3 protein-coding genes (1 of these 3 cut by a window edge) are annotated in these 19333 nt (G+C 73.5%); all 3 read left to right on the top strand.

Translation table 11 applies throughout. From position 1 onward, the window contains the following. Tightly spaced (each overlapping or abutting the next), the 3 genes in view from ACZ4VF_RS21335 to ACZ4VF_RS21325 form a layout consistent with a single transcriptional unit that may run on beyond the window. Positions 1–2589 carry the end of an SDR family NAD(P)-dependent oxidoreductase gene (locus tag ACZ4VF_RS21335; RefSeq protein WP_467927749.1) on the top strand. Its footprint begins 11790 nt before the window's first position, so the window shows 2589 of its 14379 coding nt (coding positions 11791–14379); the start codon falls outside the window, past its left edge; it ends in the stop codon at positions 2587–2589. Beyond that, on the top strand, positions 2586–10163 hold the full coding sequence (locus tag ACZ4VF_RS21330) for an amino acid adenylation domain-containing protein (RefSeq protein WP_467927748.1): 7578 nt from the start codon (positions 2586–2588) through the stop codon (positions 10161–10163). The genes ACZ4VF_RS21335 and ACZ4VF_RS21330 overlap by 4 nt, the downstream gene beginning before the upstream one ends. Next, positions 10160–19333, top strand: coding sequence for an amino acid adenylation domain-containing protein (locus ACZ4VF_RS21325; RefSeq protein ID WP_467927746.1), 9174 nt, complete (start codon positions 10160–10162; stop codon positions 19331–19333). Before ACZ4VF_RS21330 ends, ACZ4VF_RS21325 begins: the two co-directional genes overlap by 4 nt.

The following is a 19333-nucleotide window of genomic DNA, read 5'->3' as shown; positions in this document are numbered from 1 at the left end:
CCGGACGCGCTGCGGGACCTGGTCGGGGAACCGGCCGCGCCCCGGCCACGGGCCCACACTCCGCGCACCGCCCCCGCCCCGGCCCCGGCACCCGCCGCCGGACCGGTGCCGTCCGCCCCGGCCCCGGCACCCGCCGCCGGACCGGTGCCGTCCGCCCCGGCCCCGGCACCCGTCGCCGGAGCCGGTCAGGACGTCGCGATCATCGGCGTCGTCGGCCGCTACCCGCAGGCCGAGGACCTCGACGCCTTCTGGACCAACCTCCGCGCGGGCAAGGACTGCGTCACCGAGGTGCCGCGCGACCGCTGGGACCCCGACGCGCTCTTCGACGCCGACCGGGACGCGGTGGGCACCAGCTACTGCCGCTGGGGCGGATTCCTGGACGGCATCGACCGGTTCGACCCGCTGTTCTTCGGCATCTCGCCCCGCGAGGCCGAGGCGATGGACCCGCAGCAGCGGCTGTTCCTGGAGACGGCGTGGGACCTGCTCGAACAGAGCGGCGTCACGCAGGAGGCCCTCGAACGGCGCTACCGGCGCCGGGTCGGGGTCTACGTCGGCTCGATGTACCAGATGTACCGGGCCGAGGAGTCGGACACCGCCCGGGCGGCGCTGACCGCGGCCACCTCGTACAACATGATCGCCAACCGGGTGTCGTACTTCTTCGGTCTGGAGGGACCGAGCCTCGCCGTCGACAGCATGTGCTCCTCCTCGGCCCAGGCCGTCCACCTCGCCTGCGCCGACCTGCTGCGCGGTGAGGCGGAACTCGCCATCGCCGGCGGGATCAACCTCACCGTCCACCCCGACAAGTACGTCGCCCTGTCCCAGGCGCAGCTGCTCGGCAGCCACCCCGGCAGCCGGAGCCTGCGCGACGGCGACGGGTACCTTCCGGCCGAGGCGGTCGGCGCCGTGCTGCTCAAGCCGCTGGCCGCGGCGGTGCGCGACGGCGACACCGTCCACGCCGTCATCAAGGGCAGCGCCTCCCTGCACGCGGGCCGGGGCGGCGGCTTCATGGCGCCCAGCCACCGCACCCAGGTGGCCGTCATGCGCCGCGCCCTGGAGCGGGCGGGCGCGACCCCGGACTCCATCGGCTACGTCGAGGCGGCGGCGGCCGGTTCGGCGCTCTCGGACGCCGTGGAGGTCAGCGCGCTGCGCGAGGTCTTCGCCGGGGTGTCCGAACCCGTCGCGGTCGGCTCGGTGAAGTCCGGCCTCGGCCATCCCGAGGCCGCCTCCGGCATCGCCCAGCTCACCAAGGTCGTCCTCCAGCTGCGGCACGGCGAGCTGACCCCGCTCACGGCGGTGGGCGCGCCCAACCCGAACCTGCGCTGGGACGACACCCCGCTGGAGCCCTGCGAGGACCTGACGGCGTGGCGCCCGCGCCGGGCGGACCGCGCGGACTCCGGGCACCCGACGCCCCTGCGCGCGCTCGTCAACTCCGTGGGCGCCGGCGGCAGTCACGTGAGCCTGGTGATCGAGGCCGCCCCCCGGCAGCCGGCACCCCGGCCGCCGGCACCGCAGCCGGCGGACGGGCCCGCCGCCCAGCTGGTCCCGCTGTCCGCCCAGGGGCCCGAACGGCTGCGCGCCACGGCCCGGCGGCTGCTCGACTTCCTGGAGCGCGACGACGCGACGGACCTGGCCGACCTCGCCCACACGCTGCAGACCGGCCGGGAGGCCCTGCCCGAGCGGTTCGCCACCGTGGTCGGCTCCACGGCCGAACTCCGGGACGCGCTCCTGCACTTCCTGGACGACGGCGAGCCCGGACGGCCCTGCACCGCTCCGCTCCACCACGGCAACGCCGAGAGCGGCTCCCACCCGCTGTCGGCCGTTCTGGCCGGTGCCCACGGAGAGGCCTTCCTCACCGCCCTGCTCCGGGACGGCGACCTCGACCGGATCGCCGCGCTGTGGGCCGCCGGGGCGAAGGTGCCGTGGCACGCACTGCACCAGGGGCGAAGCCGCAGGCTCGTTCCGCTCCCGGGCACCGCGTTCCTCCGCGACCGCCACTGGATCGGCCGCACCGGGCGCGGCAGCGCCGCGGCGACACCGACCGCCTCGACCACCCCGGCGGCCACCACGGCTCCGGCGGCTCCGCCAGCAACGGCGGCCCCGGCAGCTCCGGCAGCAGCGGCAGCTCCGGCGGGCCGGGAGGCACCGGTCTCCCCGACCGCGCCCACCACCGTCCCGACCGCCCCCGGCGACGACCTCACCGCCTACCTCACGGGCTTCTTCGCCGAAGCGCTCGGACTTGCCGCCGCCGAACTGCCGCCGGACAAGGACCTGCACGGCTTCGGTGTGGACTCGATCCTGTGGGCCAGGCTCCAGCGCAGGCTCCGCGCCGACCTCGGCCTGGACCTGTCCACGCGGGACATCCTGGAGTGCGCCACCCTCGAACGCCTCGCCGCCCGCCTCGCGGCCCGGCACCCGGGCGGGCCCGCGTCCGGCACGGAGGAACCGGCGGCCGGCGGCACACGTCCGGAGGCCCCGGAGGAGGGCCACGGACCCCGGGCCGCCAGGGCCCTGGCGCTGGAGCAGTTCCGACAGGGGCACGTCAGCCTCGAAGACCTCAAGGCACTCATGAAGGAAGCACCGCGCGCGTGAACGAGGACCAGATACTCGCAGGCTTCAAGGCAGGCGTCTTCTCCGCGGACGACGTGCTCGCCTTCTACGAGCGGCCCCAGGCCGAGCCCGGGCGCCGGCGCCCGCTGTCCGAGGGACAGAAGGGCCTGTGGCTCCTGCACAGGCTGCAGCCGGACTCCGACGTCTACAACGTCCCGGTCTGCTTCCGCCTGGCCGCACCGCTCGACATCGCCCGCTTCCGGCAGGCCTTCGAGCTGGCCGTCGCGCTGCACAGCCCCCTGTGCAGCGCCGTGGTGACGGAGGACGGCACCCCCTACCTGGAGGCGCGGCCCGAGCGCCCGGCGGACTTCCGGCACGAGCGGTTCCCCGGCGGGTCGGCCCCCCGGCTCCTCGCCGAGGCCCGCCGGCAGGCCAAGGCGCCGTTCGACCTGGCCGAGGACCCGCTCGCGCGGGCCCATGTCCTCGAGGCCGACGGCGCGGACACCGTCGTCCTGCTCGTCTTCCACCACCTGGTGTTCGACGGCGCCTCCACACCGCTCTTCCTGAGCGACCTGATCTCCGCCTACGAGGCCCTGCGCACCGGCACCCGGTGGACGAGCCCCGCACAGGACAACTACGACGCGTTCGTGCGCTGGGAGGAGGACTTCCTCGCCGGTCCCGAGGGCGAACGGCACCGCGCGTTCTGGACCAGGACGCTCCAGGGCCCGCTGCCCACACTGCGCCTCGGCATCGAACGCGACCCCGCCCCGGGCACCGCACCCGCCGGAGAGACCGCCCGCCTGCAGCTGCCGGCCCCCACGAGCGCCCGCGTGCGGCAGTGGTGCGCCTCCCACGGCGTACGGCCCGCGGTGTTCTTCCTCGGCGTGTACCAGCTGCTGCTGCACCGCTACAGCGGGGAACGCGACCTCGTCGTCGGCGTGCCCTCGATGGGCCGCCCGGACCTCGCCTTCGCCGACTCCGTCGGCTACTTCGTGAACATGCTCCCGGTGCGGTCCGCCCCGCGCGAGGACCTGACCCTCGCCGCCCACCTGCGGGAACTCTCCCTCGTCCTCGCCGACGGACTCGACCACGCCGCCTACCCCTTCCCGCGCATGGTGCGGGACCTCAACCTGCGGACCGACCCGGCCACCTCGCCGGTCTTCCAGGTCTCCTACGTCTTCCAGAACCAGCGCATGATGCACGTCGCCGACGAGGTCCTGGACCTCGGCCTGGCCCGCGCGGTGCGGTTCGTGGAGGAGATCTCCCAGGAAGGCGAGTTCAAGCTCCACCTCGAAGTCCTCGAGAACACCGACGACCACGCGCTGCACCTGAAGTACGACGCCCACCGGTTCGCCGCGGCCGACGTCGAGAGGTTCCTGCGCCACTACACGCAGCTCGTCGAGGCCCTGCTCGAAGCCCCCGACCGCGCGCTCGCCGACGCCTCGCACCTGTCCGGCGAGGAGCGCCGGCGGCTGCTGGCCGACTGGAACGACACCCGGACGCCGTACTCCGCCGACCGGACCCTGCCCGACCTGCTGGCCGCCGCCGTGCGACGCCACGCCGACCGCACCGCCCTGGTGTTCGGCGACCGCACCCTGACCTACGCCGAGTTCGACGCCCGCACCGACGCTCTGGCCGACCAGCTGCGCCGGCGGGGCGTCACCCCGGACACGGTGGTCGGCGTCCACATGGAGCGGTCACCGGAGATGGTGATCGCCCTGTGGGCGGTCATGAAGGCCGGCGGTGCCTATCTGCCCCTCGAACCGGGCTACCCGGCGGCCCGCCTGGCCTACATGCTGCGGGACTCGGGCGCCCGGCTCGTCCTCGCCCAGCCCCGTCTCGACCTCGTGGCGCCGGAGATCCTCCACCTCGACCCGGACGGCCGCCCGCTCGACCAGGACGGCCGCCCGCTCGACCCGGCCGGCCTTCCGTCCGTCGCCGAGCCCGCCGCGGCCGGCCCCCGCGACCTGGCGTACGTGATCTACACCTCCGGTTCCACCGGCCGCCCCAAGGGCGTCATGGTCGAGCACCGGGCGGTGGTCAACCGCATCGAGTGGATGCAGAACGAGTACCGGCTCGGCCCGGACGACGTGGTGCTCCAGAAGACGCCGTTCAGCTTCGACGTGTCCGTGTGGGAGTTCGTCTGGCCGCTGGTCGCCGGCGCCCGCCTGGTCGTCGCCGAGCCGGAGGCCCACAAGGACCCCGACCGCCTGGTCGCGACCGTCCGGCGGACCGGGGTGACGACGCTGCACTTCGTGCCCTCCATGCTGCGGCTGATGGTCGAGCACGAGGGCTGGGCCGCGTGCACCACCGTCCGCCAGGTCTTCTGCAGCGGCGAGGCCCTGCCGCCGGAGCTGCCCGGGCGCCACTACGCCGTGCACGACGCCCCGCTGCACAACCTGTACGGGCCGACGGAAGCGGCCATCGACGTGAGCCATTGGACGTGCCCGCGCGACGACACGTCCGGTCCCGTCCCCATCGGCCGGCCGATCCAGAACATCCAGCTGCACGTCCTCGACGCCGCGGGCGGCCTGGCCGCCGTCGGCTGCCCCGGCGAACTGCACATCGCCGGCGCCGGTCTGGCCCGCGGCTACCTGGGCAACCCCGACCTGACCCGGGAACGCTTCGTGGCGAACCCGTTCGCCGACGAGCCCGGTGCCCGCATGTACCGCACCGGCGACCTGGTGCGCCGCCGCCCCGACGGAGTGCTGGAGTTCCTCGGGCGCATCGACAACCAGGTGAAGGTGCGCGGCTTCCGCGTCGAACTCGGCGAGATCGAGGCCCGCCTGGGCACCCATCCGCGCGTACGCGCCTGCGCCGTCACGGCCCGCGAGGACGTCCTCGTCGGATACGTCGTCCTCGGCGCCGACGACGCGGCACTCACCCCGGAGCTGCACGACGAGCTGGCCGGCCACCTCGGGCAGGCACTGCCGGACCACATGGTCCCCAGCGCCCTCGTTCGGCTCGACGCTCTGCCCCTCAGCCCCAACGGCAAGCTCGACCGCGCGGCGCTGCCCGCCCCGGACACCACCGCGTACGCCGTCCGCGCCTACGTCGCCCCGCGCACCGCCACCGAGCGCACCCTGCTCGCCGTCTGCGCCGAGCTGCTCGGCCTCGACGCCGGCCGCGTCGGTGTCGAGGACAACTTCTTCGCGCTGGGCGGCCACTCCCTGCTCATCCCCAAGCTCACCGCACGGCTGCGCTCCGCCGGCCTGCACTGCGACCTCTCTTCGGTGTTCGCCGCGGCCTCGCTCGCGGAACTGGCCGCGGGCATCGAGCGGAGCGCCGGGGAGGAGGCGTTCACCGCTCCCGCGGGCGGCATCCCCGAAGGCTGCATCCGGATCACCCCCGACATGCTCCCCCTGGTGGAGCTGACCGAGGACGAGCTGGCCACCGTGGTGGCCGCCGTCCCCGGGGGCGCGGCCAACCTCCAGGACGCCTATCCGCTGGCCGCGCTCCAGGAAGGCATGCTCTTCCACCACCTCAAGGAGGGCGGCCGCGACCCCTACGTGCTCTCCGGTGTCTTCTCCTTCGCGAGCCGGGACCACCTGGACCGGTTCGCGGACGCCCTCCAGGCGGTCATCGGCCGGCACGACGTCCTGCGCACCGCGGTGCTGACCGAGGGACTGCCCCAGCCCCTCCAGGTCGTGGTCCGCCACGCCGAACTCACCGTGGACGAGCGGCATCCCGCGCCGGGCGCCACCGCGGCGGACGAGATCCAGCGGATCCTCGCCGAGGACCAGGCGATGCGCCTGGACCGGGCGCCGCTGATCCGGCTGCGCGCCGTCCGGGACCCGGAGGACGGCCGGTGGAGCGCCGTCCTCAACCTGCACCACCTCATCGACGACGCCACCTCGCTGGGCCTGCTGTTCCGGGAGCTGGTCGCCCACCTCACCGGCCGGCAGTCGAAGCTGCCCGCTCCGGTGCCGTACCGCGACTTCATCGCCCACACCGCGCACCGCGCCCGCACGCTGGACACGGAGGCCCACTTCGGCGCCCGGCTCGGCGATGTCACCGAGCCCACCGTCCTGTTCGGCCTCCAGGACGTGCACGGCGACGGCCGCCGCGTCCTCGACCTGCGCCGGCCCTTCGACGCGGAGCTGGGCCGGCGCGTGCGGGCCCGCGCCAGGGAGCTGAAGGTCAGCCCCGCCACGCTGTTCCACGCGGGCTGGGCCCTGGTCGTGGCGGCCTGCGCCGGACGGGACGACGTCGTCTTCGGCACCGTGATGTCCGGCCGGCTCCAGGGCCCGCGGGGCATCGAGCGGATGCTGGGCAACTTCATCAACACCCTTCCGGTGCGCCTGGACCTGACCGGCCGGAACGTCCGCGACCTGGTCGAGGAGACCGACCGGGCGCTGCGCGACCTCGTCGCCCACGAGCAGACCCCGCTGGCCGCCGTCCACCGGCACAGCGGTGTCCCGCGCGACACCCCGCTGTTCAACGCGATCTTCAACTTCCGTCACCTGGAGGCGGGGGACCGTATCGACGACGCCGAACTGGAGCGCGTGGGCGTCACCTCCCTGGCCGGGGTGATCGAACGCAGCAACTACCCCGTGGCCGTGTCGGTGGACGACCTCGGCCACTCCTTCTCGATCGACGCGCAGATCGACCGCGCCCAGGACGCCGGCCTGGTCATCACCTACCTGGAGACCGCCATGGCGGGCCTCATGGACGCGCTGGCCGACGCGCAGCCCCGCCCCGCCCTGGAGGTCCCGGTTCTGCCGGAGGAGCTGCGCCGCCGGCTGCTCGACACCGGCGGTGACGACCGGACACCGCACCCGGCGGCCGGCCGCTGCCTGCACCAGTGGTTCGAGGAGACCGCCGCCGCCACCCCCGATGCCGTCGCGCTCTCCCACGAGGGCACCACCCTCGGCTACCGGGAGCTGAACGCCCGGGCCAACCGGCTCGCCCGCCATCTGCGCGACCTCGGCGTCGGCCCCGACGTCCTCGTCGGCCTCTGCCTGCCGCGCGGCGAGGGGATCGTCGTGGCCCTCCTCGCCGTGCTGAAGGCCGGCGGCGCCTACGTACCGATGGATCCCGCCTCCCCGGTGGACCGGCTGCGGCACCAGCTGACGGACAGCGCACCGCGGGCCCTGCTGGTCGACGGCCCGCTCCCGGACGGGCTCGACGCCCCCGGCATCCCCGTGGTCGACGTCCGGGCCGACGGCGCCCTCTGGCGCGACCTGCCCGGCACCGACCTTCCCTCCCACACCACGGGCGTCACCCCCGCACACCTGGCGTACGTCATCTACACCTCCGGTTCCACCGGCACACCCAAGGGCGTGATGGTCGAGCACCGCAACGTCACGCGGCTGTTCACCGCCACCGAACCGTGGTTCCGCTTCGGCCGCGACGACGTGTGGACGCTGTTCCACTCCTTCGCCTTCGACTTCTCCGTCTGGGAGATCTGGGGCGCCCTGCTGCACGGCGGCCGCCTCGTGGTCGTGCCGCAGACGACGACGCGCAGCCCGGAGGACTTCTACCGGCTGCTGTGCGACGAGGGCGTCACCGTGCTCAACCAGACGCCCAGCGCGTTCCGCCAGCTCATCACCGCCCAGGGCGAGGACCCCGCACCGCACCGGCTGCGCACCGTCGTCTTCGGCGGCGAGGCCCTGGACGTCACCTCGCTGCGGCCCTGGATGCGGCGCACCGTCAACCGCCGCACCGCCCTGGTCAACATGTACGGCATCACCGAGACCACGGTGCACGTCACCCACCGGCCGCTGACCGAGGCGGACGCCGACAGCACCGTCAGCCCCATCGGCGAGCCCATTCCCGACCTGCGCGCCTACGTCCTGGACCGGCACGGCCGGCCCGCCCCCCTCGGCGCCGTCGGCGAGCTGTACGTCGGCGGCGCCGGCGTCGCCCGCGGCTACCTGAACCGCCCCGAGCTGACCGCCGAACGCTTCCTGGACGACCCGTTCCACCCCGAAACCGGCGCCCGCATGTACCGCACCGGCGACCTGGCCCGCCTCCAGAGCGACGGCACCCTGGAGTACCTCGGACGCAACGACGACCAGGTCAAGGTGCGCGGCTTCCGCATCGAACTGGGCGAGATCGAGGCCCGGCTCGGCGCGCACCCGGGCATCGACGACGCCCGCGTGGTCGTCCGCGAGTACGGCGAGGACGACCAGCGGCTCGTGTCCTATCTGGTGCCCTCGGCGAGCCACGCCCACGCGGTGCGCGAGCTGATCCGGCTCGGCCGCGAGGAACCGGAGGCGCTGGAGCGGACGTACGAACTGCCGAACGGCGTCACGGTCTTCCAGCAGAACCGCAGCGAGACCGACTTCGTCTACGAGGAGATCTTCACCAACCTCGAATACCTCAGGAACGGCATCACGCTGCACGACGGCGACTGCATCGTGGACGTGGGCGCCAACATCGGCCTGTTCACCCTCTTCGCGGGCCTGCGCTGCCCCGGCGCCCGGATCTACGCCTTCGAACCCATCCCGCCGGTGTTCGACTCGCTGCGGCGCAACGTCGCCCTGCACGGGCTCGACGCCACGGTGTTCGACTGCGGACTGGCCGCCGAGGCCACGGAGGAGACCTTCACCTTCTACCGGCACAACACCGTCATCTCCAGCAGCCGTACCACCGCCGAGCAGGCGCACGAGATGGTCCGCTCCTACCTGCGCAACCAGGAGGAACTGACCGAGGACGGCGCCGTCGCCGGTGACGAACTGGTCGACGAGGTGGTGGACGCCCGTATGGACAGCGAACAGTTCACCTGCCGCCTGCGGACACTGTCGGAGATCATCGCCGAGCAGGGCATCGAGCGCATCGACCTGCTCAAGATCGACGTCGAGAACGCCGAGTACGAGGTGCTCAAGGGCATCCACTGGCGCGACTGGCCCAGGATCCGCCAGCTCGTCGTGGAACTCCACGACATCGACGGCCAGCTGGAGAAGGTGGAGACCCTGCTCCGCGCCCTCGGCTACAGCGTGGTCAGCGAGCAGGACAACCGGCTGCTGCAGAACACCACGCTGTACAACGTCTACGCCGTACGCGAGGACGACGACCGCCCCGCCCGGCCGGCCGAACCGGCCCCGCCCCGCTGGTCCGGACAGACCGCGCTGCTGGCCGACGTCCAGGCGGCCCTGCGCGACGCGCTGCCCGAGTACATGCTGCCCGCCGCACACGTCCTGCTGGACGCGCTGCCGCTCACCCAGAACGGCAAGCTGGACCGCCGCGCCCTGCCCGCCCCCGACAGCGGGCGGCGAAGCCGCGAGCGCCTGGTCGCCCCCCGCACCGACGCGGAGCGCGCCGTCGCCGGGGTCTGGGCCGAACTGCTGCGCACCGACGCCTCGCGGCTCTCGGTGGACAGCAACTTCTTCGCCCTGGGCGGCAACTCGCTGCTGGTGACCCGACTGGTCAACCGGCTCAAGCGGCAGGCGGGCGCGGAGCTGCCCATCCAGGCCGTCTTCGAACGCCCCACGCTCGCCGACATGGCCGCTGAGCTGGAGCGATGCGCTCCGGTGCGGGCGCAGGGGGATCCGTTCGATGTCGATAGGATCCGCGAGAGCCTCGGACTGATCGAGAGCATGAGCGACGAAGAGCTGGACGCTCTGGAGAGCCAGCCCGCCGCGCGAGAACAAGGAGCCCGGGGCCCCCGATGACCACCGTGAACGAAGGCAGCACGCAGGACCTGATCCGGAAGATCAGATCGCTCCCCGCCAAGCGGCAGCGTGCCCTGCGCGCGCTGCTGGAGCAGCAGGGCGTCGACCTCTCCGCGCTCGACGTCATCCCGCGCGCCGACCGTACCCCGGACGAGCCCGTCCGGCTGTCGTACGCCCAGCAGCGCCTGTGGTTCCTCGCCCAGCTGGACGGGACCAGCGCGTACTACAACATCCCGACGGCGCTGCGGCTGCGCGGCCCGCTGGACCGGCCGGCCCTGCACCGCGCCCTGGAGGAGATCGTCCGGCGGCACGAGGTGCTGCGCACCCGGTTCGTGGACCACGACGGCGTGCCCCACCAGCACATCGGCGACGGTGCCGACTTCCGCGTCCCCTACGAGGAGGCGGCCGACGAGGCCCGTCTGCGGTCCGTCTGCGAGCGGGAGGCGGTGACCCCCTTCGACCTGGAGCGCGACTGCCTGATCAGGGTGAGGCTGCTGCGCCGGGCGGAGCGGGAGCACGTCCTGATGGTCACCATGCACCACAGCGTCTCCGACGGCTGGTCCCTGGGCGTCTTCCTCGCCGACCTCGTCGCCCTGTACGAGGCGTACGCCGAGGGCCGGCCGTCCCCGCTGGAGCCGCTCCCCGTCCAGTACGCCGACTACGCCGAGTGGCAGCGCCAGTGGCTCGACGACGAGGTGCAGGAACGCCAGATCGGCTACTGGACGCGGCGCCTTGACGGCGTGGACGCCCGTGTGACCCTCCCGGCCGACCGGCCGCGTCCGCGGACGAAGTCCTACCAGGGCGCCCACGAGCGGTTCAGCTGCCCGCCCGGCCTCGTGCGGCGGCTCCAGGAGCTGAGCGAGCGGCACGACGTCACCCTGTACATGACGCTGCTCGCCGTCTACCTCATCGCCCTGCAGCGCTACACCGGCCACACCGACCTGGCCGTCGGGACGCCCGTCGCCGGCCGCAACCGCCTGGAGACCGAGCCCCTCATCGGTTTCTTCGCCAACACCCTCGTCCTGCGCACCGACCTGGCCGGCGACCCGACGTTCGCCGAGCTCCTCGCCCGGGTCCGCAAGACGGCACTGGAGGCCTACGACCACCAGGACGTGCCCTTCGAGGCGGTGGTCGACGCACTCCGCCTGGAACGCAGCCTCGGTCACGCACCGGTCTTCCAGACGATGTTCGTGCTCCAGGAGCGGCAGACCCAGCGCGACGTCCGGCTCGGCGAACTGGAGGTGTCGCTGGTCGAGTTCGACTTCGACATCACCAAGTTCGACGTCACCCTCGACCTGCGGGAGACGCCCGACGGACTGATCGGCGCCGTCGAGTACAACACCAGCCTCTTCGAGCGCGCCACCGTCCAGCGCTTCGTCGGCCACTACACCCAGCTGCTCGCCGCGGTCGCCGACGGCCCCGGCGAGCGGATCTCCCGGCTCGGCATGCTCGACGCGGCCGAGCGCCACCAGGTGCTCGAGGCCTGGAACGACACCCGGCGCCCCTACTCGGACGACCGCTGCCTGCACGAGCTGGTCGAACAGGCGGTGGCCCGCCACCCCGAGCGCACGGCCGTGGTCTTCGGCGACCGCGAGTGGAGCTACCGCGAACTGGACGCCCGGGCCGGCCGCGTCGCCGACGCGCTGCGCCGCCACGGCGTCGGCCCGGACACCGTCGTGGGCCTGTACATGGAGCGTTCCGCCGAACTGGTCGCCGCGATCCTCGGCGTGCTCAAGGCCGGCGGCGCCTACCTGCCGCTGGAACCGACCCACCCGGCGGAACGCACCGCCTACGTCGTCGACAGCTCCGGCGTCGAGGTCGTGCTGACCCAGCCGCAGCACGCCGGCCGGCCCCCGGCCGGCGTGCGCCGGCTGCTCACCCTCGACACCGACGGCCGGATATCCGGCCCCGACGATGAGACGCCCGTCGCCGAGCCCGCCGCGGCCGGCCCCCGCGACCTGGCGTACGTCATCTACACCTCCGGTTCCACCGGCCGCCCCAAGGGCGTCATGGTCGAGCACCGGGCGGTGGTCAACCGCATCGAGTGGATGCAGAACGAGTACCGGCTCGGCCCGGACGACGTGGTGCTCCAGAAGACGCCCTTCACGTTCGACGTGTCCGTGTGGGAGTTCTTCTGGCCGCTGGTCGCCGGCGCCCGCCTGGTCGTCGCCGAGCCGGAGGGCCACAAGGACCCCGACTACCTCGTCTCGCTCGTCCGGGAGACCGGCGTCACCACCCTGCACTTCGTGCCGTCCATGCTCCGCTCGGTCGTGGACGAGGCGGACTGGGCCGCGTGCACCTCCGTCCGCCAGGTCTTCTGCAGCGGCGAAGCCCTGCCCGCCGACCTGTGCGCCCGCCACTACGCCCGCCACCGGGCACCGCTGCACAACCTGTACGGCCCGACCGAGGCGGCCATCGACGTCAGCCACTGGACCTGCCCCGACGACCGGCCGCTGCACACCGTTCCCATCGGCCGGCCCATCCAGAACATCCAGCTGCACGTCCTCAACGAGGCCCTGGAGCCCCAGGGCGTCGGCTGCGTCGGACAGCTGTACATCGCCGGCGACGGCCTGGCCCGCGGCTACCTGGGCAACCCCGACCTGACCGGGGAACGCTTCCTGCCGAACCCGTTCGCCGACGAGCCCGGCGCCCGCATGTACCAGACGGGCGACCTGGTGCGCCGGCTCGCCGACGGCACCCTGGAGTTCCTCGGCCGCGCCGACGACCAGGTCAAACTCCGCGGGTTCCGGATCGAGCCCGGGGAGATCGAACACCGGCTGGCCCAGCACCCCGCCGTGCGCTCCTGCGCCGTCGTCGTCCGCGAGGACCAGCCGGGCAACCAGCAGCTGGTCGCCTATGTCGTCGCCGAGGGCCCCCGGGCCGCCGACCGGGACGCGCTCGTCGCCCACCTGGAACGCACCCTGCCGCAGTACATGGTGCCGAGCGCCTTCGTCACCCTGGAGACCCTCCCGGTCACCGCCAACGGCAAGCTCGACCGCAGGGCGCTGCCCGCGCCCGGCATCGACGCCTACGACCGGCACGCCTACGTCGCACCGCGCCCCGGCACCGAGCAACTGCTCGCGGAGGTCTGGGCCGAGCTGCTCGGCTTCGACCGGGCGCGCGTCGGAGCCCAGGACAACTTCTTCGCGCTCGGCGGTCACTCGCTGCTGATCACCGTCCTGATCGCCCGCCTCAAGGCACACGGCCTCGCCGTCACCGTGCGCGCGGTGTTCGACGCCCCCACCCTGGCCCGCCTGGCCGAGGAGATCGACGCGGCCGGCACCGCCACCGCCTACACCGTCCCGCCGAACCGCATACCGCGGCGGTGCGCGCGCATCACCCCGGACCTGCTGCCCCTGATCGACCTCACCCAGGAGCAGATCGACGCGGTGGTGGCGACGGTGCCCGGCGGCGCCCCGAACGTGCAGGACATCTATCCGCTCGTGCCCTCGCAGGAGGGCATCCTCTTCCACCACCTGATCGACCCGGACAACGACCCCTACGTCATCCCGATCCTGCTCGCCGCCGAGGACGAGGAGGCCGTCACCCGGTTCGTCGCCGCCCTCCAGTCGCTCGTCGACCGCCACGACGTGATGCGCACCGCCGTCCTCACCGCCGGCCTGCCCGAACCCGTCCAGGTGGTCCACCGGGAGGCCCGCCTGCCGGTGCGGCGGCACACGCTCGACCCCGCCGCCGACGCCGAGTCCCAGGCCCGGGCCCTGCTGGAACACCCGGAGCGGATGACCCTCGCCACCGCCCCGCTGCTCGACCTGCTGATCGCCGAGGACCCGCACTCCGACCGCCGCTTCCTGCGCCTGAGCGCCCACCACCTCATCGAGGACGCCACCTCGCTGCGGCTGATCCTCGAAGAGCTGGTCATCCACATGTCGGGGCGCCTGGAGCGCCTCGCGCCGCCGGCCCCCTACCGGGACTTCGTCGCCCACACCCTGCACCAGCTGGCCGCGGGCGAGGCGGAGGCGTTCTTCCGGGACCGGCTCGCGGACGTGACCGAGCCGACGACCCCCTTCGGCCTGACCGACGTCCGCGGCGACGGGCGCGGCGTGCGCGAACTGCGCCGCTCACTGCCCCCGGGCCTCGCCCGCGACCTGCGCGCCGAGGCGCAGCGGCTGCGCACCAGCCCCGCCACGCTGTTCCACGCGGCCTGGTCCGTCGTGGTCGCCGTGTGCAGCGGTCTCGACGACGTGGTGTTCGGCACCGTCCTGTCCGGGCGGCTGCAGGGCGTGCCGGGCGTGGAGCGGATGCTGGGCAACTTCATCAACACCCTGCCGCTGCGCGTCCGGCTGGCCGGCAAGAGCGTCGGCGAGCTGGTGTCCGACATCGACACCGCCCTGAAGGAGCTGATCGCCCACGAGCAGGCCTCGCTGATCCTGGCCCAGCGCTCCAGCGGCCTCGACGGCGACGTCCCGCTGTTCAGTTCGATGCTCAACTTCCGCCACTTCGAACCGGGACAGGACGACACCGGCATGCCCGGCGCCGAGGCCCAGGGCGTGCGCTGGCTCGGCTCGGTGGACCGCACCAACTACCCGGTGGGCGTGTCCGTCGACGACACCGGTGCCGAACTGTCCCTCAACGCCCAGGCCGACGCCTCGATCTCGGTCGCAGCGGTCATCGACTACGTCGAGGCCGCCGTGTCCGCCATCGTCTCCGCGCTCGCCACCGACGACGGCGCGGGCACCCCGGCCCTGTCCGTCGACATCCTGCCCGCGCCCGAGCGCCGGAGGCTGCTGACCGACTGGAACGACACCGGCCGGCCGTACCCGGACGAGAGCTGCCTGGCGCACCTGTTCGAGGAGCAGGTCCGCTTGCGGCCGGACGCGGTCGCCGTCGAGCACGGCACCCGGACCCTGACGTACGCCGAGGTCGACGCCCGGGCCAACCGGGTGGCGCACCACCTGCGCGAGCAGGGCGTCGGCCCCGACACGCTCGTCGGCCTGTGCGCCGAGCGGTCCCCGGAGACGGTGGCCGGCCTGCTCGGCATCCTCAAGGCGGGCGGCGCCTACGTACCCATCGACCCGGGCTACCCGGAGGAACGCGTCCGCACGATCGTCCGCGACTCCGGCGTCCGCATCGTGCTCAGCCAGTCCCACGTGCCCGCCGCGCTGCTCGACGGCGTCGGCCAGGTGGTGCACCTCGACACCGGCGAGCTGGCCGGGGACGGCACCCAGGTGCTCGCCGGCCGGCCCGGGTCCGGCCTGTCCCGCACCGAGGTGGGCACCACCCCCGGACACCTCGCCTACGCGATCTTCACCTCCGGCTCCACGGGACGGCCCAAGGGCGTCCTCGTGCAGCAGCGGGGCGTGGTCCGGCTGGTGCGCAACCCCGACTACTTCCCGGCCGACGAGCGCACCGTCGTCCTGCACCACTCGTCGATCTCCTTCGACGTGGGCTCCCAGGAGGTGCTCGGCCCGCTGCTGAACGGCGCCCGGCTGGTGCTGCACGACGGCGACTCCAAGGACGTCGTCCAGCTCCTCGACCGCATCGAGCGGTCCGGGGTCACCATGCTGGCCCTGTCCGCCGCGTTCCTGCCCGCCTTCACCGAGGCCTCCCTGCACCGGCGGCTGCCGCTGACCTACCTCGGCGTGGGCGGCGAGGCGTTCTCCGCCAAGGACGTGCGCGCGCTGTACGCCGCGCACCCCGGGCTGACCGTCGTCAACGCCTACGGCCCCACCGAGAACAGCATCGCCTCGACCTGTCACGTGATCCCCCGGGACCTCGCCGAGGACGCGGTCATCCCGATCGGCCGGCCCATCGCGCAGTCGACCGCCCACGTCACCGACGACCGGCTGCGGCTGGTGCCCTGCGGGGTCGTCGGCGAACTGTGCGTCGGCGGCGCCGGCGTGGCCCGCGGCTACCTGGACAACCCGGAGCTGACCGCCGAGCGGTTCGTCCCCGACCCGTTCGACCCCGCTCCCGGCGCGCGGCTGTACCGCACCGGCGACCTCGTGCGCCGGCTCCCCGACGGCACCCTGGAGTTCGTCGGCCGCGTCGACGACCAGGTGAAGGTACGCGGATTCCGCATCGAACTCGGCGAGATCGAGAGCGCCCTGCACACCCATCCCGCCGTGCACAGCGCTGTCGTCACCACCCAGGCCCACGGCGACGGCGGCAAGCTCATCGCCCACGTGCGCCCGACGGACGCCTGGCTCGACAGCGCCGCCGAGGAGCAGAACGCCGAGCAGCTCCAGCAGTGGCAGCGGCTCTTCGAGGACCAGTACGCCGAGGCCGCCGACCAGGCGGCCGACACCACCGACGCCGAGCTGAACCTCGTCGGCTGGAACAGCAGCTACACCGGCGAGCCCATCCCCGAGCCCGAGATGCGCGAGTGGATCGACGGCACCGTCGGCCTGATCCGGGAACTGCGCCCCCGGCGGCTGCTGGAGATCGGCTGCGGCACCGGACTGCTGCTGTACCGCTACGCCGACGCCTGCGAGGCGGTGCACGCCGTCGACATCTCGGCCTCCGCGCTCGCCGGGGTGCGCCGCGGGGCGGAGCGCCGCGGCTGGTCCCACGTCACGCTCGCCCAGGGCGACGCCCTGTCGGTGACGGCACCGGACGGCGATCGGTTCGACACCGTCGTCCTCAACTCCGTCGTGCAGTACTTCCCCAACCGGCAGTACCTCCAGGAGGCCATCGCCCGGATCCTGCCGCTCGTCGAGGACGGCGGGCGCATCCTCGTCGGCGACGTGCGCAACCTCGACCTCTTCTCCGCCCACGCGGGCGCGGTGGAACGCAGCCGGACCCCGGTCCGCCTGTCCGCCGCCGCGCTGGCCGAGCAGGTGCGGCGCCGGCGCCGGCAGGACGGCGAACTCCTGGTGAGCCCCACCTTCTTCGCCGGTCTCGGCGAACGCTTCCCCGAGATCGGCGCCGTCGACCTCCGGGTCAAGCGCGGACTCGGCGAGAACGAGATGATCGCCTACCGCTACGACGTGGTGCTGACCAAGGGCGCCGCCGCTCCGGACGGGCCGTCCACCTGGCTGGAGGCCGACACCCCGGCGGCCCTCAGAGCACTGCTCGACGAGGGCGCCCCGGAACGGTTCGGCGTCGCCGGCCTGGCCAACCCGCGCATCGCGGACGACGTCGCCGTCGCCGAGGGCCTCGCCCGCCGGTCCGCCGCCGACCAGGTGGAGCCGCTGCCCGCCGGCGCCCGGCTGTCCGCCACGGCCACCGCGGCGGTCCGCGAACTGGAAGAGGCCCTCCGGTACGCCGAGAGCCTCGGCTACCGCGTCGCCGCCACCTGGTCCCAGGACCGCCCCGACGGTCTGGACCTGGTCCTCGGCAGGGGCGAGCTGCCGCGGGTCCGGGCCCGGGCGCCGTACCGCCGCTCCCGCCTGGCCAACACCCCGCAGATCGGCCGGACGGGGCAGGCGCTGGCCCGCGTGCTCAAGGAGCACCTGGCCGCCAAGCTTCCCGACTACATGGTGCCGAGCGTGTTCGTGGCCCTGGAGGAACTCCCCGTCACACCCAACGGCAAGGTCGACAAGAAGGCCCTGCCCGCCCCGGACGAGACCGACGTGACCACGGGGACCTACGTCGCACCGCGCACCGGCACCGAGCGCGAGCTGTGCCGGCTCGTCGCGGACGTCCTCGGCCTGAGCCGGGTGGGCCTCCAGGACGGCTTCTTCGACCTGGGCGGCCACTCCCTGCTCGCCACCCGGCTGACCATCCGGGTCAAGCAGGAGACCGGCCACGACCTGCCACTGCACCTCATCCTCGGCGGCGCCACCGTCGCCGAGATGGCAGCGGCCCTGGACGAACAGGAGCAGCGGCCCCCGACCGGGCCGGACCGGGCTCCCATCCCGCTGCCGCGCGCCGGAACCGCCCCCGAGGCGCCGCTGTCGCTGCAGCAGCGGGAGCTGTGGTTCCTGAACCCGCGAGCACACCTGGGCTCCGCCTACGACAACGTGCAGATGGCCTACCGCGTCGTCGGCAGGCTGGACCGGCGGGCCTACGCGCGCGCCTTCGAACTGCTCGTCGAACGGCACGCGGTCCTGCGCACCAGCTACCACACCGACGGCGGCACCCCCGTGCAGCGCGTCCACGAGGACAGCGGGTTCGTCGTCGTCGTGGAGCAGGTCGACGGGGACGCGGCGGTCGCCGAACTGCTGCGCGCGGAGCGGGCCCGGCCGTTCCTCCCGGCCGACCGGTGCATGCTCCGCGTCCACCTGCTGGCCCTGTCGGAGCACGAGCACGTCGCGGTCGTCACCCGCCCCTGGGGCATCTTCGACGGCTGGTCCACCGGCACCCTCCTCGCCGAGCTGAACGCCGCGTACACCGCCCTGGCCCGCGGCGACGAACCGCAGCTGCCCGAACTGCCGCTGCGCTACGCCGACTTCGCCCGCTGGCAGCAGGAGGCGGTGGGCCCGGCCGAACTCGACCGGCAGACCGCCTACTGGCGTCGGCAGCTCGCCGGCCTGCCCGCCTGCGTGTCCCTGCGCACCGACTACCGGCGTCCCCCGGTCGCGTCCCACCAGGGCTCGACGGTCGAGGTGACGGTCCCCGCCGAACTCCTGGCGCAGCTCCAGCGCTACAGCCAGGAACGCGGCGTCACCCTCTACATGACCCTGCTGTCGGCGTTCGGTGTGCTGCTCGGCATGTACACCGAGGACCGCGAGCTGGCCATCGGCTCCCCGGTGACCAACCGCCCGCACCCCGACCTCGAACGGCTCGTGGGCTACTTCGTCAACGTGCTGGTGATGCGCCTGGACGTGGCACCCGCCCGGACCTTCGAGGAGCTGCTGGAGCAGACCAAGCGGGTCACCGCCGAGGCCCACGCGCACAAGGACGTCCCGTTCGCCGCCCTCGCCGAGGCCCTGGACGAGGACCCGGACCCCGCCCGCTCGCCGCTGTACCAGGTGATGTTCAATCTCATTCCGGCCCCCGCCCCGGCGCCCCGCGACAGCACCGCCCCGGACCTCGCCACACTGCCGGTGCGCTCCGGCGACGGTCCGGTGAAGTCCGACCTCAACCTGGTGCTGCGCGAGACACCCACCGGGCTCCACGGCCACCTGGAGTACAGCGGCGACCTGTTCGCCAGGAGGACCGCACGGACGATGGCGGCGCTCTACGAACGGCTGCTGCTGAAGATCCTGACCAGTCCCGCGGCCGACCTGGCCGCACTCCGCGCCGCGGCGCGGGGCACGGAGTTCTGA

The sequence above is a fragment of the Streptomyces sp. NPDC029151 genome (assembly GCF_055564315.1).
This window is presented reverse-complemented; position numbering and strand designations above follow the sequence as displayed.

What these genes read in the sequence shown, in the direction of transcription:
- ACZ4VF_RS21325 (WP_467927746.1), top strand. Translation starts at nt 10,160, where the DNA reads ATGACCACCGTGAACGAAGGCAGCACGCAGGACCTGATCCGGAAGATC.